Source organism: Rubrobacter marinus (genome assembly GCF_011492965.1).
GTDB classification, from domain to species: Bacteria; Actinomycetota; Rubrobacteria; order Rubrobacterales; family Rubrobacteraceae; genus Rubrobacter_F; species Rubrobacter_F marinus.
Map to the genome: position 1 here is coordinate 730062 of NZ_CP045121.1, position 18582 is coordinate 748643.

The window sequence follows — 18582 nt, forward strand, 5'->3', positions numbered from 1 at the left end:
CTTGGCGGAAACGAGCGTTAGACAGGGGTAGGGCGATGCAACTCTTCCAGAAGCTGACAGACCACCACGACGCCGTGCGGCTCATCCTGGAGAACGCGCGGAGGCTGCCCGTAGAGATGGTTCCGCTCGTCGAGGCGCGGGGCCTCGCGCTCGCCGAGGACCTGTACGCCCGCTTCGACTCGCCGCCCTTCGACAACTCGGCGGTGGACGGCTACGCCGTTCGGAGCGCCGACGCCGAGGCCGGTCGCGTCTTCGAGGTCGTCGACGAGGCACCGGCGGGGCGTCCGGCCGAGGGGAGCGTCGGAGAGGGGGAGGCGATCAAGATCTTCACCGGCGGCGTCATCCCGGACGGCGCCGACGCGGTCGTCATGGTCGAGAACACCTCGGGATGGGGCGAGAGGTTCGAGCTCAAGAAGGGCGCTCCCGCCGGCAACAACGTCCGCGAGCGCGGCGGCGACGTCCACGAGGGCGACCTCATCCTGGCCGCCGGGACGGAGGTAGGCGTGCCCGAGATCGCGCTCGCCGCCACGCAGGGCTACGGCGAGCTCCCCGTCTACCGGCGCCCGAAGGTAGTAGTCCTCGCGACCGGCACCGAGCTCGTCGAGCCGGGCGCTCGCGAGCTCGCGCCCGGCGAGATCTTCGACTCGAACTCCTACGCCCTCGTTGCGCAGGCCCTCGAAGCCGGCGCCGACGCCCGCCGCGTCTCCGCCGCCTCCGACGACGCGGACGTCCTGCGCGCCGCCGTGGAGGAGGCCCTGGAGGACGCCGACGTCGTGGTCACGAGCGGCGGGGTCTCGGTGGGAGAGAAGGACCTCGTCAAGAGCACGCTGCTGGACCTCGGGGTGAGCCAGGTCTTCTGGGGCGTCAAGCTCAAGCCCGGCAAGCCCGTGTTCTTCGGCGCCCGCGACGACGCCGAGGGCTCGGCCCGCTTCTTCGGCCTCCCCGGCAACCCCGTCTCCGCGATGGTCTGCTTCGAGCTCTTCGTCCGGCCCGCCCTCATGGCGATGACCGGCCGCGAGGACCGGCGCCGCCCCCGCGTGAGCGTCTACTTCGACGACGACGTCGAGAACAAGTTCGGCAGGATGCACGCTATGCGCGTGACCCTGACGCGGACGGAGAAGGGGCTTCGGGCCGAGTCCGTCGGCGCCCAGGGCTCCGGGCTCGTCAGCTCCTTGACGAAGGCCGACGCCCTGGCACTCATCGGGCCGGAGTCCGAGGGCGTGCGCGCCGGGGAGCCCGTCGAGGCCATCGTCCTGCGCGAAGACGTGCTGCTCGGGGCTGTCCCGGGGTTCTAGGCCAGGGCCTTCGCCGGGCACCCGTGGGCGGGAAGCATGGTCGTCGGTGGTAGAATCGAGTTCTAATGATCGGGTCTGATTTCGAGGACAACATCTTCCGCCGTCGGATGATGAAGGAGGTCGCGCCGGGGCTCCCGGTTCACTTCTCCTTCTATTCCCCGACCGTCAAGGTGCAGGTCCAGGCCGCCGCCGAGCACCTGCCGGGGGCCAACGGCCGCTACATCGGCAACGGGGTGACGATAGAGTTCGTCCCCGAGGACGCCGCGGCGGTCGAGCGGGTGCGCGAGTTTATCTGGCACTGGGAGGAGAACAGCCCGTTCACCGGAGCCCGCAAGATCAACCACCTCAGGCGCGGCGTGGACCCCGAGAGCGTGAACGGCATGCTGGAGATGGTGCGCGGCGTGGACAAGAGGGCCGCGGCGAAGGCGGCCGACGCCGCCGAACCCGACGAGCTTCGCGAGATGATCGAGGCCGAGGACGCCAAGGCCCTCGCCCGCCTGCCCGGCATCGGCGAGAAGCGGGCCCTGGCGGTGGTCGAGTTCTACAAGAACGAGAGGAGCCCGCGCCGCTTCCTCCACGCGGCCAACCGCAACGACCGCTTTCGCGGCGCGCCGGTCCAGACGGAGCTGGACCTCTCCGGCGACCTCGAGGCCCAGGTCGAGGAGCACGCCGCCCGTGCCCGCGCTTTGGGCGACCCCGACCCGCTCGGCCCCAACGAGCCGCCGGGGCACACGACGCTGCGCAACGCGAACCTCCTGCACCCGGTGCCGATGACGCCGTCGCTGATGGGCCGGAGCGTCTACTACCCGGAGCAGGTGGCGCTCTTCGCGGATACTTTGAAGCGCGTGCTCGTCCGGGGCGAGAAGCTCGCCGGGGTGCGCGCCCTGCGCATACACCGCGGCAAGATCTTCCACATGGTCAAGCTCCCCGGGGTGGGGGAGAAGACGCGCGCCCGGGTGCTCGCCAGCGGGCTGCTGGATCACGAGTACACCTACGGGAACCTCGTCGCGGTCGAGGGGGTCACGGAGACGCAGGCCCGCACGATCGCCGAGGCCGCGATCAACGAAGGCATGGTCAACGGCAACGGGACGGAGGTCCGTGCCTCCTAGCTTCTACGGGTTCGTCAAGGACCGTGGACCCGTGGGGGCGGAGGAGATCTCCACCGAACTGCTCCGCCTCCCCGAACTCAACGGCGACGCCCGCGCGCACGTCGAGAAGCTCGTGGAGGGGGACCCGAGGTTCCGGTGGGACGCCACGGGCGCCCTCCGCACGGTCGACGCAGAGTCGCTCCCGTTGGACGAGGCCCCCTACGTCGTCTTCGACGTGGAGACGACCGGCTCCTCCGCGGGGAAGGGCGGCATCACCGAGATCGGGGCCGTCAAGGTGCAGGGCGGGCTCGTGGTGGACAGGTTCTCCTCCCTCGTCAACCCCGAGCGCCCCATCGAGCCGTTCGTGGTCCGGCTCACCGGCATCACAGACAGGATGGTCTCGGGCGCGCCGACCTCGTCGGAGGTGATGCCGCTCTTCGAGGAGTTCGTCGAGGGGGCGGTGGTGGTCGGGCACAACGTCCACTTCGACTGCTCCTTCGTCGCCGCCGCGCGGGGCGGGGAGCCCCTCCCGAACCCCATCCTCGACACCCTCAAGCTCTCGCGCACGCTCGTGCCCGGGCTCAAGCGCTACCGGCTCGCCTCCCTCGTCTCGCACTTCGGGATCCGGACGGTCCCCAACCACCGGGCGCTAGCCGACGCCGCCGCGACGGCCGAGGTCTTTTTGAAGCTCCTCAAGCTCTTGAAGTCCGCCGGGGTCGGGAGCGTCGGCGAGGCGGTCGGCTTGAAGGCGTCGCGCACGCGGGTGAAGCCGCAGAAGGGGCACCTGGCCGAGCCCTTGCCGCGCACGCCCGGGGTCTACTACTTCGTGGACAAGGACGAGACCGTCCTGTACGTGGGGAAGGCGAAGGACCTCAAGGCGCGCGTGAGGACCTACTTCAACGGCGGCGACGGGCGGCGCAAGATCGGGCGCCTCGTCCAGGAGGTCGCGGAGGTCCGCTACACGGAGACCGAGACGGAGCTGAAGGCCCTGATCTTCGAGGACCGGGAGATCAAACGCCTCCTCCCCCGCTACAACCGCGCCGGGCGCGGCCAGAAGGCGTCGTGGTTTCTGGAGCTCGACGGGAACGAGCCGTACCCCCTCCCGAAGAGGGTCCCCCGCACAGAGGAGGCCCGCGAGGGCGTAGTACGCCTCGGCCCGTACCGCAGCGCCGGCGTGCTCGATACCTGCGTGGAGGCTTTGGGCAGGATCTTCCCCCTCAGAAGGTGCGACGGGGACGCGGGGGGCGAGGCCTGCTTCTACGGCCAGATGGGCCGCTGCGCCCCGTGCATGGGGATGGGCCGGGATGAGTACCGCGAGGCCGTGATGGAGCCACTCGTGGCGCTGCTGCGCGGCGAGGGCGGCGAGGAGCACCTGAAGGCCCTTGTCGCCGAGCGCGGCAAGCTCGCCGCCGCCCTTGAGTTCGAGGGCGCGGCGCGCCTGCGCGACCTTATAGCAGGCATACAGCGCATCCGGCTCGCCCGCTCCATCGTGAGCGCCGAGGGGGTGCAGGCGGTCGTGGCCCCCTCGACCGAGCCCGGCGTCGTCGAGGTCTTCGTCCTCTCGAACGGGCGCCTCGTCGCCCACGGGGGGTTCGAGCCCTCGGACGCGGAGGGCCTCGAGCTCTTCGCCGCGGAGGCTCTCGACGGCTACGACGACGAGATCGTCGGCCCCCGGAAGGCCGACGAGGCGCGGGTGGTCGCCTCCTACCTCAAGAGGCAGGGCCAGCCCGTGGAGGCCGTGCGCCTCTCGGCGGCCGGAGACCTCGCCGCGACCGTGCTCCGGGTGGCGGAGTTGGCCGAGGCGGCGGCCGGGGATTCCGCGGGGGCATGATAGAATAAGCGCCATATGCTAGGGATTTTTAAGGTACGACGAAGGACCGGTTAGGGCATGGCGCAGGGTGTACAGGGGGCGACGCGCAGGATACTTCTGGTGGACGACGAGCCGTCCATCCAGAAGATGCTCGTACACGCCCTGGAGCGAGAAGGCTTCGCGGTACACGCGGTGGGGGACGGGGAGGCGGCGCTCGAGGCGTTCTCCTCCTACGAGCCGCACCTCATGATCCTGGACATCATGCTGCCGAAGATAGACGGGACCGAGGTGTGCCGCAGGATACGGTCCCAGAGCGAGGTCCCGATCATCATGCTCACCGCCAAGGACGACGAGATCGACCGGGTGGTGGGGCTGGAGCTCGGGGCGGACGACTACGTGACGAAGCCGTTCGCGGTCAGGGAGCTCGTGGCGAGGGTGCGCGCCATCATGCGCCGCGTCTCCGTGCCGGCCGGCAAGAGCCAGGAGGAGCTCTCCTACGACGGCTTGAGGATCCACCTGCCCAGCCGCCGCGTGAACGTCGCCGGGAACGACGTGGACCTGACCTACACGGAGTTCGAGCTTCTGGTGACGCTCGCCTCCAGCCCGGGGCGCGTCTTCTCCCGGAGCACGCTGCTGACGCGCGTGTGGGGCGACGAGTTCCGCGACGAGCGCACCGTCGACGTCCACATACGCCACCTGCGCGAGAAGATCGAGCGCGACCCCCGAAACCCCGAGTTCATCCACACCGCACGGGGTGTCGGATATGTCTTCCGTTAAGGACCGACTCTTTACCGTCAATAAGCGCGCGGAGAGGGGGCTCTCCGCAAGAAACGGGAGCAAGGGGGTCTTGGATCCCCTGACCGGGCTCCGGCGGAGGCTCGGGGCGCTGAGGCTCGGCAAGAAGCTCCAGCGCCCCCGCGTAAGCATCCAGGTCTGGCTTACGGCGCTCTTTCTGTTCGTCACCGCGCTCGCCTGCGTGACGGCGTACTCCATCGTCACCGGGACCATCGGGGAGATCCTGGAGCGCTCGGCGGAGCGCAGCTTCGAGCAGGCCGTGGGGAACCAGTTCGAGGACCAGACGCAGCCGGGCGACCCCTCGATCACCGAGCAGAGCATAGCGAGGTTCGCGGCCAACCGCGGCGTGAGCTGGGGCATCGTGCGCGGTGAGACGGGGGAGCGCGTGAGGGGCAACCTCACCGACTTCGACCGCGGCGTCGTGACGGAGGCGCTGGCGGCGCGGCAGTCCGAGACGGGGCTGATGGCCATCGGGGGCAACGAGAGCGGGGACCGGACGCTCGCCACCTACGCCTCGCCCATAGAGGTGACGGGCGAAGAGAACGCGGCCCTCGTCTTCTCCAGGGTCTACACCGAGAGCGACCTGAACGTGGACACGGCCCTGCAGAGGATCAACCGGCTCGCCCTCCTCGCCGGCACCCTCGCCCTGCTCATCTCCGGCTTCTCCGGCTACGTGGTGGCGAACCTGATCTCGCGCCGCCTGAACCGCCTCGACGGCGCCGCCCGCCGCCTGGCGTCGGGGAACTTCGACGAGCGCATCACGACCCGCGTGGAGGACGAGGTCGGCTCCCTGGGCGCCACGTTCAACGCGATGGCCTCCTCCCTCAAGGGCGCCTTTCGCCAGCTCCAGCAGGAGAAGACGCGAAGCCAGGCGATCCTCGACGGCATGACCGACGCTGTGGTGGGCGTCGACCGCGACCTGAACGCGACCTTTTTGAACCCCCGCGCCCGCGAGCTTCTGGAGAACTCGGAGCCGGCCTTCCACGAGCGCTTGCAGGAGGTCCTCGCCAAGAGCCGCTTCTCCGGCGGCCCCGTCGCGGAGCCGGAGGTCGAGGCGGGGGATCGGATCATCGAGGTCCGCGCCGCCCCCCTGGAGGACGGGGCGCTCGCGATCCTGCGCGACGTCACCGAGGAGCGCCAGGTCGAACGGGCGAAGGCCGAGTTTATCGCCAACGCCTCCCACGAGCTCAAGACCCCCCTCTTCGCCCTCTCGGGCTACCTGGAGATGATGGAGGACGAGGAGGACGAGGAGACGCGGCGGGACTTCCTCAAGGCCATGCGCGGCGCCACGGAGCGCCTGCAGAACCTCGCCAAGACCCTCCTCGACCTCTCGCGCCTCGACGCGAACGCCGTCACCTTCCGGCTCGAGGAGGTCGACCTCGAAGAGCTCCTGCACGGCCTCAAGCGGGACTTCGCCTACACGGGGCGCGAGATCCGCCTCCACCTCGAAGGGGACGTCCCGCCGGTGAGGACGGACCCGACCCAGCTCCACCGCATGCTCGCCATCCTCCTGGACAACGCCCTGAAGTACTCGGGCGGGCCGGAGGGCACGGCGCCGGTGGACGTCCACCTCCGCCGCGAGGACGGGCACGCTACGGTCAGCGTCCGCGACCGCGGCTGCGGCATCCCGCAGACCGAGATCCGGCACATCTTCGAGCGCTTCTACCGCGCCCAGGGCTCCTCCCGCGCCGACGGCACCGGCCTCGGCCTCGCCCTCGCGTGGGAGATCGCGCAGCACCTCGGCGGGGACATCTGCGTCGAGAGCGAGCCCGACGTCGGCAGCACGTTCACCGTCGAGCTCCCCCTCGACGACGGGGCCGAAGGGCTCGAGGAACGGGCGCCGCAGCGCTCAAACGTCTCCTAGACCGCGCCCGTATTTCCTCTACCGCAAACTAACCTTTGGATGTAAAATAGGTTTCGGGGCAACCCTTGGTTCGTGGATTCTCCCCCCTCCCCGCGGACCGGTGTTGCCCCACTTTCGTCCCTTGATTCTCCCTTACGAACCGCACCCTAGAACAGCGGCGGCGGGGGGACGGGCACCCCCAGCAGCGCGAGGGCCAGGTAGAGCGGCTGCAGCATGGACGAGATGATGAAGCTGAGGGGGGAGACGTAGAACGGCGGCACCCTCGACAGGAAGTAGCCGAGCAGCACCAGGCCCAGCAGGACGTACGGGCCGTACTCGTTCATAAAGCCCACGAAGCCGTTCAGGGCGCGCGGCAGGAACGGGTAGAGGATCTTGGAGCCGTCCAGCGGCGGGATGGGGATCAGGTTGAACACGAACAGCAGGGCGTTCGTGAACGCGAAGGCCGCTATCGTGACGAGCAAGAACCCCTCCTGAAAGACCGCGAGCCTGTACAGCGCCGCGCAGACCACGAGCACGGCGAGGTTCGAGGCCGGACCGGCGAACGCCACCGCGACCGGGCCCCACACGCCGCCCCGGATTCTGGAGGCGTCCACCGGGACCGGCTTCCCCCAGCCGAAACCCGCGACGACGAGCAGCACGCTCCCCAGCGGGTCGAGGTGCTCGGCCGGGTTCAGGGTGACCCGCCCCTGCCGGTAGGCCGTGCTGTCGCCGAGCCGCCAGGCCGTGAACGCGTGGGCCGCCTCGTGCACCGTGATCCCCAGCACGAACCCCATGATCAACATCACCGCGAAGAGCGGGCTCAGGTTGAAGGCGCTCAGCAACACGAGGCGTACCCCACGGCTTGGCGAGACGGCGGAAGCGTCGCAGCGAGCCCCAGAGAGTAGGCCCTCGGGACGCGAGCGAGCTCTCTACCCGCAGGAGAACCGGGAGGCCGAAGTGTCGAGGGGCGTGGTCGCGGAAGCGGCTTCCGCAAGCCGCTCTAGTCGACCCTGGAGGCCGAGACCGTGACGTGGTTGCCCGAGCCTGAGGTGTACTCCGCGAGCTGGGGCTTGAGGACCTCCGCCGAGTCGGCCACGCTCCCGAGCGCGGTGATACCGGCCGTCACCGGGGCCTTCGGACCGACCTCGGCGTCGATATCCCCCACAAGTGAGACGGAGACGCGGAGATCCGGCGCGTCCACCGGCTTTATCTCGACGACCTTCGCCCCGTCCTGGAGCACGGGGTCCGGGCGTATCGCGACCACGGTCCCGTTCACCGGGGAGTAGACGGTCGTGCCGGCCTCGGCCCCTACGTCAAGGGCGCCGGTGCGCGAGCCCAGCCTGGAGGCCGGGGGCATGACGTGGTAGCGCAGCTTCTCCGGCGTCGAACCCGTCGTCACGAGCCCCAGAAAGACGTTCGCCGAGAGGTTCTCCCCGCGCGGGGACATCTCGATGAGGCTCTCGCCCTCCGGGTGGTAGCCGAGGCCCGTGATCTCCTCCGGGCGCACCGGGCTCGAAATCGGGAGCCCCGCCGCCTCGGCGAGGACCGTGTCCGTCTCGGCGCTGTTCGGGTCTATGGGGAGGGCCTGGTTCTCGGCCCCCGAGGTCTGGGCGAACGCGGCGACCACGACCGCCAGCGCGGCCAGAACGGCGAGGCCGACCGCGAGCAGCCTCCGGCGCCTGTATACCTTCGGGTCGCGCGTGCGCCGCGGTACGCGCCTCCCCGCGGGACGCGGCACGGGAGACCTGGAGCCCTCGGGGGCTCGGCGGGCACGCACGGGGCGCCGCCGGCTCTCTTCCAGAACCGACGCGCCCGTGTACCCAAACCCAACATGTTGGGCACGTTTTGTGTTGCCCCCTCGCATACTGGTGCGGCACTATACGTAATTTGGGCCATCGTGTAAAGGGACTTGGCACTTTCTTGTTATCCGCTTGGCACCCACCGGTATCTATATAGAAGTCGAGAGGGGCCACCCGGGACGGGAAGGCATATACTCAGGGGACGTCTCGCGGAGGTTTAGGAGCCGGGTGCCTACGACGAAGAAGCTGGTCGTCTCGACCTACCTACAGTACATCTTCATCGCGGTGGGCGCCCTGCTGCTCTTCACGTTCGTCCGCCAGATCGGCGGCGTCCTCCTCACCTTCCTGCTGGCCGGGGTTCTGGCCTACGCCCTGAACCCCCTCATACGCCGCCTGGAGACCTTGGGCGTCCCCAGGGTAGTGGCCGTGCTCGGGGTGTTTCTCGGGCTCACGGCGGCGGTGCTCCTCGCGGCGCTCGTCCTCATAATCCCGGCGGTCGGGCAGATACAGGCCCTCGTGCGCGACCCGACGGCGTTCGCGGACGGGGTGGCGGGGCTCGTGGAGCGTGCGCGCGAGCTGCCCTACGTCGGGGAGCGCGTCTCCTCCATAGACCGGGAGAGGCTCGTCGAGCTCGCGAGCAGCAACGCGCCGTCGGCAGGACAGATCCTGAATGGCGCTCTCGGCTTCATAGGAGGGGTTTTCGGGGTCTTCGGCACGCTGCTCAACCTGCTGCTCATGCTCATCATCTCCATATACCTGCTGCTCGACCGCGAGAGGATCTCGCGCGCCACCCTGCGCGCGGTGCCCCGGACGGTGAGGAGCCAGGCGGCGGGGCTCTTCCGCGCCGTGGAGGGGGCGCTCGTCAAGTACCTCAGGGCGCAGCTTCTGCTCTGCGCGATCATGGGCGTGCTCGGCTGGGCCATCGTCTACTTCACCGGCGGGCGGTTCGCGCTCCTCATCGGTCTGTGGGTCGGCCTGACGGAGATCATCCCCGTCCTCGGCGCTTTTCTGGGCGCGATCCCGGCCGTCCTGATCCCGCTGTTCATGGGCGACTTTACCCAGGCCCTGATCGTCGCGGCCCTCTTCCTCGTCGCCCAGCAGCTGGAGGGGAACGTCCTCGTGCCGCGCGTCATGGGCGGCACCACCGGCGTCCATCCACTGTGGGTGCTCTTCGCGACCCTCGCCGCCACCGCCCTCTACGGGATCGTGGGCGCCGTCTTCGCGGTCCCCATCGTCGCCATAATCTCCGCGGCCTGGCGCTACCTCCGCGAGACGCTCGTCTTCGAGCGCTGGGGCAAGGCCCCCGTCCAGGTGCTCGCCGGGGGACCCGACGAGGCTCGCGAGGCCGTGCCGGCGGGCGAGGGGCAGCGGAGCCCCGCGGAGACGGAGGATCCACGATGAACCTGCCGCACCGGGAACCGGGTCAGCCCTACCCCTACAAGGCCGCCCTGCGGGGCCTCCTGCACCCGCTCGTCAGGCTGCTCGCGGCGCTCAGGGTCGGGCCGGACCAACTGACGGTCGCGGGCTGGGCGTTCTCCCTCGTGGCGGCGACGCTCTTCGCGACGGGGTACGTGAGGGTCGCCGGGGCCGTCATGCTCTTCGCCGGCCTCTTCGACGCCCTCGACGGCGCGGTCGCCCGCGAGTCCAACCGGATGAGCCGCTTCGGCGCCTTCCTCGACTCCTCGCTGGATCGCCTCTCCGAGTCGGCGGTCTTCGTGGGCATCATCTTCTACTTCGCGTCCGTCGGCACCCCCTACGAGGCCCTGCTGGCCGGGGTCGCCATGACCTTCTCCCTGGGCACCTCCTACACCCGCGCCCGCGCGGAGGGCCTCGGCATTCCCTGCGAGGTGGGCCTCCTCGAGCGCGCGGGAGGGTCGTGCTCCTCTCCTTCTCCTCCATCGCCGGCTTCCTGACCGTCGGCCTGGTCCTCGTGGCCGCGGGGCCCTCGTCACCACGGTCCAGCGCATCCTCCACGTCCGCCGCGCGACGAGGTAGGGCCTCCCGGCGTGCCAAGGAGCAGACGCGCCCCCAGCCCCGCCAGCAGCCCCGCGGCGCCGCTCCCGACTACGGGGGCAAGGTCTCGCACGAGACGGAGGCGACGGCCCGGCGCGCCGCCCGCCCGGACCTCCCGTACCCCTCGGGCGACCCGCTCTCCGGCGTCGCGCTGGTCGCGCACCCCGCGCCGAGCACCGCCGGCTCCGCGCGGCTCGCCGACGCCCTGCGCCGCAGCCTCGCCGCCGTGGGCCTCGACGCCGCGTACCTCACCTGGTCGCCCTCCGGCCCCCTGCGCGAGGAGCTGCTCTCCCTGGAGCCCGCGGTCCTCGTGGCGGTGGGGCCCGGCGCGGCGCGCACGATCGACGAAGCGGGCCACGCGCTCGTCAAGACCCCCTTCCTGCGGGCCACCGAGGGGGCGTACTTCCCCTGGACCAGGGGCACGACGGGCCTCCTGCTCCCCGACCTCGCGCCCGCCCTCGAGGACGATGAGGCGAAGCGCCGCTTCTGGCGGGCCTTCCTCGCCCTCCGCGACCTCGCCCCCGACGGAAGCGCCCGCGCGTGACTACCGCAACCCCCGGCGAGCGCCCGCGCGCGACGCCCTTCGCGGCGGTACCCGGCCTCCCCCTCGCGATCCTCGGGCTCGTCGGCCTCGCGGCCGTCGTTGGGCTGCTCCCCTTACTCGGCGACGAGGACGTCACCTTCCCGGAGCAGATCCTCTCCTACGTCCTCGCCATCGTCCCCTCGGGCGCCCTCGTCTACGGCCTCCTGGCCTCCCTCGACGCGCGCCTCCGCACGCCTCTTCTCCTGCTGGCAGGCGCCGCGGCAGGAGCCGGGGGCGCCCTCGCCGCCTACCTCGGGGGCCGGCCGGAGGACCTCGGCGTGCCCGCGGCCCTGCCGCTCGCGCTGCTCCTCCTCGCAAACGCCCTCAGGATAGCCGCCGCCGTCTCGCTCGCCCTCGCCCTCGCCCGCCAGGTCACCTCCCTGGGGGCGGCCCTGCTCGTCGCCGTCGCCGCCTCCGCCTCCGACCTGTTCAGCGTCTTCGCCGGCCCCACGAAGGCCCTCGTGCGCGAAGACGCCCCGATCCTGGACTTCCTGCTCCTGATCTACCCGACCTTCGGCTACCCCCTGGGGTTCGCCCTCGGCGTCGCGGACTTCGTCTTCCTCGCCCTCTTCGTCGCCCTCGCCGGGTACCTCGCCCTGAAACCCCTCGCTACCCTCTTGCTGGGTTGCATCTCGGTGCTTGCAGCCATGCTGACCGGCCTGCTCCTCGGCACCGCGCTCCCCGCCCTCCCGTTCGTCGCCGTCTCCTTCCTGGCCGCCAATGCTTCGCCGCTTTGCAGGGCTTTCTTCACCGACCGTAAGCCCCGCTGACGCCCCCCTCGGGGGTTGACACGGAAGACGGTTTCTTGCGCGTCCGTTAAGAGTATTAAGATTTATTAAAAAACCGTTTCGGCAGGGAAACAAGAATTCCCTTTATCTAAGCCACGTTCTCCTTCTACGTCATTTGTACCTATGCAAAGTCGGCGTTGCGCAAGGCGGGGGCTTCCCTAAAGTGCCGAGCTTAGGAGGGGGGATACGAATGGATCCCCTTTAAACACAAATTCATAAACATTGCGAAGGGGAAGGAGCCCGTACGCCATGCTTCGAAGGGTTAACTTGGTGGTGCTTCTAGGTCTTATGGTGGGCGCGGTGTTCGCGTTCGGGCTTACAGCCGGTGCCGCGCCGGGCGCCGATGGCGCGCAGGATGAGGTCGCAGAGGCCCAGCAAAGGCTCGCGGAGTTACGAATGGATGCGGGCACCGCTTACGAGGCACACGGCAACGCCGTCTACCAGCTCGGGGAGCTCGACGAGGAGATAGCCGCGACGACGGAGGACCTGAGCGTCACCGAGGAGGATCTCGTGGAGGCGCAGGCCCGACTCGAGGACCGGGCCTCCACGATGTACAAGAGTGGCAACGTCGGCTTCGTCGACGTGCTCGTCGGGGCCGAGAACTTCTCCGAGTTCTCCAACAGGCTCGAGCTCTGGGTGCGTCTCCTGGCCCGGGAGCGGGCCGAGTTCGATCGGGTCCGCGAGATCCGGGACACGCTCGCCGAGAAGAAGGCGCTCCTCGAGGCGACGCGGGATCAGCGCGTCGAGGCCCTCGGCGAGGCGGACGCCCAGCTCGACCGGGCCTCCACCCTGGAGGAGGACGCGCAGGCCTACCTCGACGGCCTGAACGCCGAGCTCCAGGCGGCCCTGGAGGCCGAGCAGGCCCGCCGGGTCGAGGAGGCGCGGGCCGCCGGCGAGAGGTTGCGGGCCGAGATCGCCGAGGCCGAGCCCGAGGCGGTGCAGGCGGTTCAGCCCATCCGCCAGCCGGAGCCCGTCCGGATCGAGGACGTCCCCGCCGAGGCGATCCCCGCCGGCGTCGTGACCGAGGTCCCCGAGAAGACCGTCGAGGCCGAGCCGGTCGCCGCGACCGTCCCCGAGCCCGTCGAGACCCCCGAGGTCGACCTCGCCGCCCAGGATGCGGCCGAGAGGCAGGCCGCCAGGGCCGCAAGGCTCGCCGCCGAGCAGCGTGCCGCCGAGCAGGCCGCCGCCGAGCGTTACGCGGCTGAGAAGGCCGCCGCCGCCGAGGAGGCCAGGCTCGCCGCCGAGCAGGCCGCCGCCGCCGAGCAGGCCGCCGCCGAGAGGCAGGCCGCCAGGGCCGAGCGCCGGGCGGAGCTCGCCGCGCAACGCGCCGCCGCCGAGCAGGCCGCCGCCGAGCAAGCGGCTGCCCAGCAAGCCGAGGCCGAGCGCCTCGCCGCCGAGCAGCAGGCCGCAGCAGCGCAGGACGCCGCGGCGCAGCAGCAGTACGAGGCCGAGCAGGCCGCCGATCAGGCCGCGGCCGACCAGTACGAGAACGAGAGGCCCGGCAACGTGGGCGGCGGGATCACGGCCGGCGATCAGTACGACGGCGGCGGCACCGGGGCGGGCGCGGGTCTCCAGGCCTCGCCGCAGCAGCCGGCTCCGGCGGCCCCTGCGGCCCCGGCTTCCGCCTCCGGCAGCGCGGTCGTCGCCGAGTCGGCGAGCCACATGGGCACCCCGTACGTCTTCTCCCCTCCGGGCCCCTGCTCCGCCAACGTCGCTGAGGACTGCTCCTGCCACACGATGCTCGTCTACCAAGCCTTCGGGATCTCGCTCCCCGACGATCCGGTCGCGCAGTTCGGCATGGGCGTCCCGGTCTCCGGGCCTCCGCAGGCCGGCGACCTGGTCTTCTGGGCCGAGGGCGGCGCCGGCATCACCCACGTCGGCATCGCCACGGGCAACGGCACGACGATCCACGCATCGACGTACGCCGGCTACGTGACGGAGACCCCGATAGACAACATCCCGGGCTACGCGGGCGCGAGGAGGCTCCTCTAGCGCGAGACGCCACGACGAGGGACCCCGAAGGGGGGCGGGCCGGACGGCCCGCCCCCCTTCCCGTTCGCCGAAGAGCCGGCCGGCGATGGTACAATTCTTTCAAGTGATGGTTTAGTTTCCAGCCGGGGTTTTGTGGCAAGGGTGGTCTCTTTGGGTCTTTTGCAGGTGGCCGGGTTCGGTTCCTTGATCGTGGTAGGCGTCGTCGTGCTGGTCGTACTCTTCCTGTTGAGTTCCTCCATCCGGATCGTCAGCGAGTACGAGCGCGGCGTGATCTTCAGGCTGGGCAGGGTGCAGGGGCGGGCCAAGGGGCCGGGGCCCTTCGTCCTCATCCCCGTAGTCGACAGGATGGTGAAGATAGACCTCAGGACCGTCACGATGGACGTGCCGCCTCAGGACCTTATCACCCGCGACAACGTCCCCGCCCGCGTCAACGCCGTCATCTACTTCCGGGTCCTCGACCCCAATAAGGCCGTCATCGAGGTCGAGAACTACGTGCTCGCGACCAGCCAGATCAGCCAGACGACCCTCAGGAGCGTGCTGGGGCAGAAGGACCTCGACGACCTGCTCACCAACCGCGAGTCCATAAACGAGGAGCTCCAGTCCATCATCGACGAGCAGACCGACCCGTGGGGGATCAAGGTCAGCCACGTCGAGGTCAAGGACGTGGAGATACCGCAGGGGATGCAGCGCGCGATGGCGCGCCAGGCCGAGAGCGAGCGCGAGCGTCGCGCCAAGATCATCTCGGCCGAGGGCGAGTACCAGGCCTCCCAGCGCCTCCGCCAGGCGGCCGACCGCCTCGAGAGCCCTACCGCCCTCCAGCTCAGGCTCTTCCAGACCCTCGGCGAGATCTCCACGGAGAACAACTCCACCGTCATCATCCCCGTCCCGATGGACCTCTTCCGCCCCTACCTGCAGGGGGGCAACGGCTCGAACGACGGGTACGCCCGCCAGCAGGCCGCCGCCGCCCGCCGCATGGAGGAGGACGAGGCCGAGCGGCTCTACGAGGAGGCCGTCGGCGAGAGGCCCGAGGAGGAGGACGGCAGCGGGGAGCGGCCCGCCTAGGCGGCCCCGTTGTTCGGCCTCGCGACAATCCCCACGGCCCCACGGGTTAAAGACCATTGGGGCTGGGTAGGGATGTGCGCGGAGACAAGGAGTTGGGCACGCGGTCGCCACGTACTGCGACGCCTTGCCAGGCTTCTGGAGGCGAACTCAGATGACTTGTGAAACCATGAGAGAACAACAGGAGAAAAAGTTCGGTAGCGCGGAGCCCATCGTTCTCGAGATCCCGAGCGGCGCGGAGTACATCCTGCTCGGGAGGCTCGTCGTTTCTTGCGTGGGCCAACTCGCGGGCTTCGGTCCGGAGGACGTCTACGATCTGAAGCTGGCCGTCACCGAAGCCGCCACGAACGTGGTGCGCCACGCGGAGGTGGGCTCCTTCCAGATCGAGTACCGGGTCTTGCCGGGCGCGGTCGAGGTGACGGTCACGGACGCGGGCGGTGGTTTCGACCTCGGTGAGCTCTCGGGCAAGCCCGGCGAGCACGGCGGGTTCGGCCTTACCGTGATCCGCGGCCTCGTCGACGACGTCGTCGTGGACTCCACCGCCGAGGGCACGCGCCTGAAGATGGTGCGCCGCTCGACCTCCGCCACCGCCACCACCTAGTACAGCGGGCCGAACTTCCGCGGCGACCCTTCCGTACAGCCCCTCGTGGCTTGCGCGGCCGTACCGTCTCAATATACTCTGTGACGTACGTGACGCGCTCGTCTACTATGGATTGGAAGGGTCTTGCTCCAGCAGGTAAACGCGGGCCATAAGTCTCTAGCCGACTACCGTAGCATCATCCGCCGGGATCTCTACGAAGAGATCCAGGACCTCTCCGAGCGCGTCAAGGGCGCGCGGGTCTTACACGTCAACGCCACGGCCTTCGGCGGCGGGGTCGCGGAGATCTTGTATACCCTCGTACCGCTCATGCGCGACGCTGGGGTGGAGGCGGAGTGGGGCGTCATGCTCGGGGCGGAGCCCTTCTTCAACGTCACCAAGGGCTTCCACAACGCCCTGCAGGGGGCGCCCTACGACCTGACCATAGAGAGCCGCGCGATCTACGAGGAGTACAACCGCGAGTCGGCGGCGGCCCTCGAGCGGTCGGGCAAGGAGTGGGACATCGTCTTCGTCCACGACCCCAGCCCGCCCTCCTCAAGCACTTCACCGGCGGGCTCGGGCCGAAGACCAAGTGGATCTGGCGCTGCCACATCGACACCTCGACCCCGAACCAGGGGTCCTGAACTACCTTTTTCCGTACATCCGCGACTACGACGCCCAGATCTACACGATGAAGGAGTACACCCCGCCCGACGTGGAGCTCCCGGGCCTCGTCATCATCCCCCGGCGATAGACCCCTTGAGCCCCAAGAACATGGCCCTCTCAACCGACGACGCCCGCTTCATAACGAACCAGTTCGGCGTCGACCCAGAGCGGCCGTTCCTCCTTCAGGTCTCGCGCTTCGACCCTTGGAAGGACCCGTTGGGCGTCATCGACGCGTATCGCATGGTCAAGGAGGAGATTCCGGAGGTCCAGCTCGTCCTCGTCGGCTCGATGGCCCACGACGACCCCGAGGGCTGGGACTACTGGTACAAGACGGTCAACTACGCGGCGGGGGACAGCGACATCTTCCTCTTCTCGAACCTCACGAACGTGGGCGCCATAGAGGTGAACGCCTTCCAGAGCCTCGCCGACGTCGTGATCCAGAAGTCCATCCGGGAGGGCTTCGGGCTCGTCGTGACGGAGGGTCTGTGGAAGGCCCGCCCGCTCGTCGCCGGCAGGGTCGGCGGCATCCCGATGCAGGTGGACCAGGGCGGAGGGATCCTCGTGGACAACGTCCCGGAGGCCGCGGCGGCCTGCACCAAGCTCCTCAAGGACCCCGAGTTCGCCCGCCGCATGGGCCGCCACGGCAAGGAGCACGTCCGCGAGCACTACCTCACCCCACGCCTGCTGCGCGACGACCTCAAGCTCTTCGCCGAGCTTCTGAACGTTTAACGAGCACGGACGAGAACCAGCCTAGCGGGAGGTCCACGAGATGGTCGCACACGGCGCCGAGGGCGGCGGAGGAAGGGACGGCTCCCCGATCGTGATCGTCTCGAACCGTGGCCCCGTGACGTTCTCCCTGGACGGCTCCGGGGACCGCACCTACTCCCGGGGCGCCGGCGGCCTCGTGACGGCCCTGAACGCCGTCTCACGGCGTCAGGAGGGGGCGGTCTGGATCGCCTCTGCGACCTCCGACGAGGACGCCCGCGTCGCCGCCGAGAGCCGCGAGGAGCCGTACGAGGTCGAGGACCTGCGCGTGGCGCTCGTCGAGCACGACGCGGACGCCTACGACCTCATGTACAACACCCTCGCCAACCCCCTGCTCTGGTTTGTCCAGCACGGCCTCTACGACCTCCCCTACGCCCCCGCCCTCGGTGACGATACCCGGCGGGCGTGGGAGGAGGGCTACCTCCCCGTAAACGAGAACTTCGCCGCGGCCGTCGAGCGCGTGCTGGAGGGGAACCCGCAGGGTGGGGGAGAGCCCATCGTCCTCGTCCACGACTACCAGCTCTACATGGTCCCGCACTTCCTGCGCGAGCGCCTCGGGGAAGGGCCGTTCGTCTCGCTCTTCGTCCACATCCCCTGGCCGGACCCCGAAGGGTGGCGCGTCCTGCCCCGCTACGTCCGGGAGGGCGTCTTGCAGAGCCTCCTCAGGGCCGACGTCGTCGCGTTCCACACCGACCGCTACGCGCGCAACTTCGTCCGCACCGCCCGCGAGGTACTCGGGGTGGAGGGCGACGAGGAGAAGGGCGTCGTCCGCTACGAGGGCCGGGAGGTGTGGGCCCGCGCCTACCCCATCTCCATAGACCCGGGCGAGTTCGAGGAGCTGGCCGCGAGCGACGCCGTCCGCGAGCAGGAGGGCCCCGTGAGGGACCTCCCCGGCAAGCTCCTGCTCCGCATAGACCGCACGGACCTCTCCAAGAACGTCCTGCGGGGCTTTCAGGCCTACGGGCGCATGCTCGAGCGCCACCCCGAGATGAAGGGGGAGGTGACCTTCCTCGCCGGCCTCCAGCCCTCCCGGGGCGACATCCCCGAGTACGCAGCGTACGCCGAGGCCATCCACAAGGCCGTCGAGGAGGTCAACGAGGAGCACGGCACCCCCTCCTGGACGCCCATCGTCCTCTCCATGGAGGACAACTTCCCCCGCTCCGTCGCCGCCTACAAGGCCTACGACGTCCTGCTCGTCAACGCCGTCCGCGACGGCATGAACCTCGTCGCGAAGGAGGCCGCCGTCGTCAACGAGAAGAACGGCGTCCTCGTCCTCTCCGAGACCGCCGGCGCCCACGAGGAGCTCGGGGAGTTCGCCGTCACCGTCAACCCGTTCGACCTCGACGAGGGCGCAGACGCGATCCACGCGGCCCTCACCATGCCCGAGGAGGAGAAGAAGCGCCGCGCCGAGGCGCTGAAGCGGCAGGTCCGGGAGAACACCATAGAGGAGTGGGTGGAGGCGCAGCTGGAAGACATTACCGCGTACCGGAAGGCACGGGGTTAGGCGGG

The 18582-nt window shown here is 69.7% G+C and carries 16 protein-coding genes; 14 read left to right on the forward strand and 2 right to left on the reverse strand.

Annotated features, from left to right (window positions below; all coding sequences use genetic code 11):
* Positions 1-35 precede the first annotated feature (35 nt).
* From GBA65_RS03675 to GBA65_RS03695, 5 genes are all read left to right on the forward strand, one after another.
* Positions 36-1295: a molybdopterin molybdotransferase MoeA gene (locus GBA65_RS03675; RefSeq protein WP_166395430.1), complete on the forward strand. Its 1260-nt coding sequence runs from the start codon at positions 36-38 to the stop codon at positions 1293-1295.
* A 65-nt stretch (positions 1296-1360) separates the two neighbouring features.
* On the forward strand, positions 1361-2404 hold the full coding sequence (locus tag GBA65_RS03680) for a helix-hairpin-helix domain-containing protein (protein ID WP_166395431.1): 1044 nt from the start codon (positions 1361-1363) through the stop codon (positions 2402-2404).
* Entirely contained in the window at positions 2394-4214 is a 1821-nt protein-coding gene (locus GBA65_RS03685) for a DEDD exonuclease domain-containing protein (protein ID WP_166395432.1), read from the forward strand. The genes GBA65_RS03680 and GBA65_RS03685 overlap by 11 nt, the downstream gene beginning before the upstream one ends.
* A gap of 57 nt (positions 4215-4271) precedes the next feature.
* A complete protein-coding gene (locus GBA65_RS03690) occupies positions 4272-4970 on the forward strand; it encodes a response regulator transcription factor (protein WP_166395433.1) in 699 nt (232 codons plus the stop codon).
* A 70-nt stretch (positions 4971-5040) separates the two neighbouring features.
* Positions 5041-6852 carry a sensor histidine kinase gene (locus tag GBA65_RS03695; RefSeq protein ID WP_166395434.1) on the forward strand — a complete coding sequence of 604 codons (1812 nt, stop codon included), beginning with the start codon at positions 5041-5043 and terminating at the stop codon, positions 6850-6852.
* Positions 6853-6998: 146 nt separating this feature from the next.
* Here the strand turns inward: GBA65_RS03695 and GBA65_RS03700 are convergent, their stop codons facing one another.
* Positions 6999-7676: a site-2 protease family protein gene (locus GBA65_RS03700; protein WP_166395435.1), complete on the reverse strand. Its 678-nt coding sequence runs from the start codon at positions 7674-7676 to the stop codon at positions 6999-7001.
* A 155-nt stretch (positions 7677-7831) separates the two neighbouring features.
* A complete protein-coding gene (locus tag GBA65_RS03705) occupies positions 7832-8569 on the reverse strand; it encodes a hypothetical protein (RefSeq protein ID WP_166395436.1) in 738 nt (245 codons plus the stop codon).
* A gap of 289 nt (positions 8570-8858) precedes the next feature.
* Between GBA65_RS03705 and GBA65_RS03710 the strand changes: the two genes are divergently transcribed.
* The 9 genes from GBA65_RS03710 to GBA65_RS03750 all read left to right on the forward strand — a co-directional run bounded on the left by GBA65_RS03710 (position 8859) and on the right by GBA65_RS03750 (position 18577).
* Positions 8859-10031, forward strand: a complete 1173-nt coding sequence (locus tag GBA65_RS03710) for an AI-2E family transporter (protein WP_166395437.1) — start codon at positions 8859-8861, stop codon at positions 10029-10031.
* Positions 10028-10543 (forward strand): CDP-alcohol phosphatidyltransferase family protein, encoded by a 516-nt coding sequence (locus GBA65_RS03715; protein ID WP_166395438.1) that lies wholly within the window; start codon positions 10028-10030, stop codon positions 10541-10543. Before GBA65_RS03710 ends, GBA65_RS03715 begins: the two co-directional genes overlap by 4 nt.
* Positions 10507-11187: a hypothetical protein gene (locus tag GBA65_RS03720; protein WP_166395439.1), complete on the forward strand. Its 681-nt coding sequence runs from the start codon at positions 10507-10509 to the stop codon at positions 11185-11187. The genes GBA65_RS03715 and GBA65_RS03720 overlap by 37 nt, the downstream gene beginning before the upstream one ends.
* Positions 11184-11996, forward strand: coding sequence for a hypothetical protein (locus GBA65_RS03725; RefSeq protein WP_166395440.1), 813 nt, complete (start codon positions 11184-11186; stop codon positions 11994-11996). The genes GBA65_RS03720 and GBA65_RS03725 overlap by 4 nt, the downstream gene beginning before the upstream one ends.
* A gap of 414 nt (positions 11997-12410) precedes the next feature.
* Positions 12411-14006, forward strand: a complete 1596-nt coding sequence (locus GBA65_RS03730; protein ID WP_166395441.1) for a C40 family peptidase — start codon at positions 12411-12413, stop codon at positions 14004-14006.
* 165 nt (positions 14007-14171) lie between these two features.
* Positions 14172-15068, forward strand: a complete 897-nt coding sequence (locus GBA65_RS03735; RefSeq protein WP_407691059.1) for a slipin family protein — start codon at positions 14172-14174, stop codon at positions 15066-15068.
* 166 nt (positions 15069-15234) lie between these two features.
* Positions 15235-15666 (forward strand): ATP-binding protein, encoded by a 432-nt coding sequence (locus GBA65_RS03740; protein ID WP_166395442.1) that lies wholly within the window; start codon positions 15235-15237, stop codon positions 15664-15666.
* Between the two features lie 123 nt (positions 15667-15789).
* Complete coding sequence (locus GBA65_RS03745) at positions 15790-17037, forward strand: glycosyltransferase (RefSeq protein WP_228281654.1); 1248 nt, start codon at positions 15790-15792, stop codon at positions 17035-17037.
* Positions 17038-17077: 40 nt separating this feature from the next.
* Entirely contained in the window at positions 17078-18577 is a 1500-nt protein-coding gene (locus tag GBA65_RS03750) for an alpha,alpha-trehalose-phosphate synthase (UDP-forming) (RefSeq protein ID WP_166395443.1), read from the forward strand.
* Positions 18578-18582: the final 5 nt, after the last annotated feature.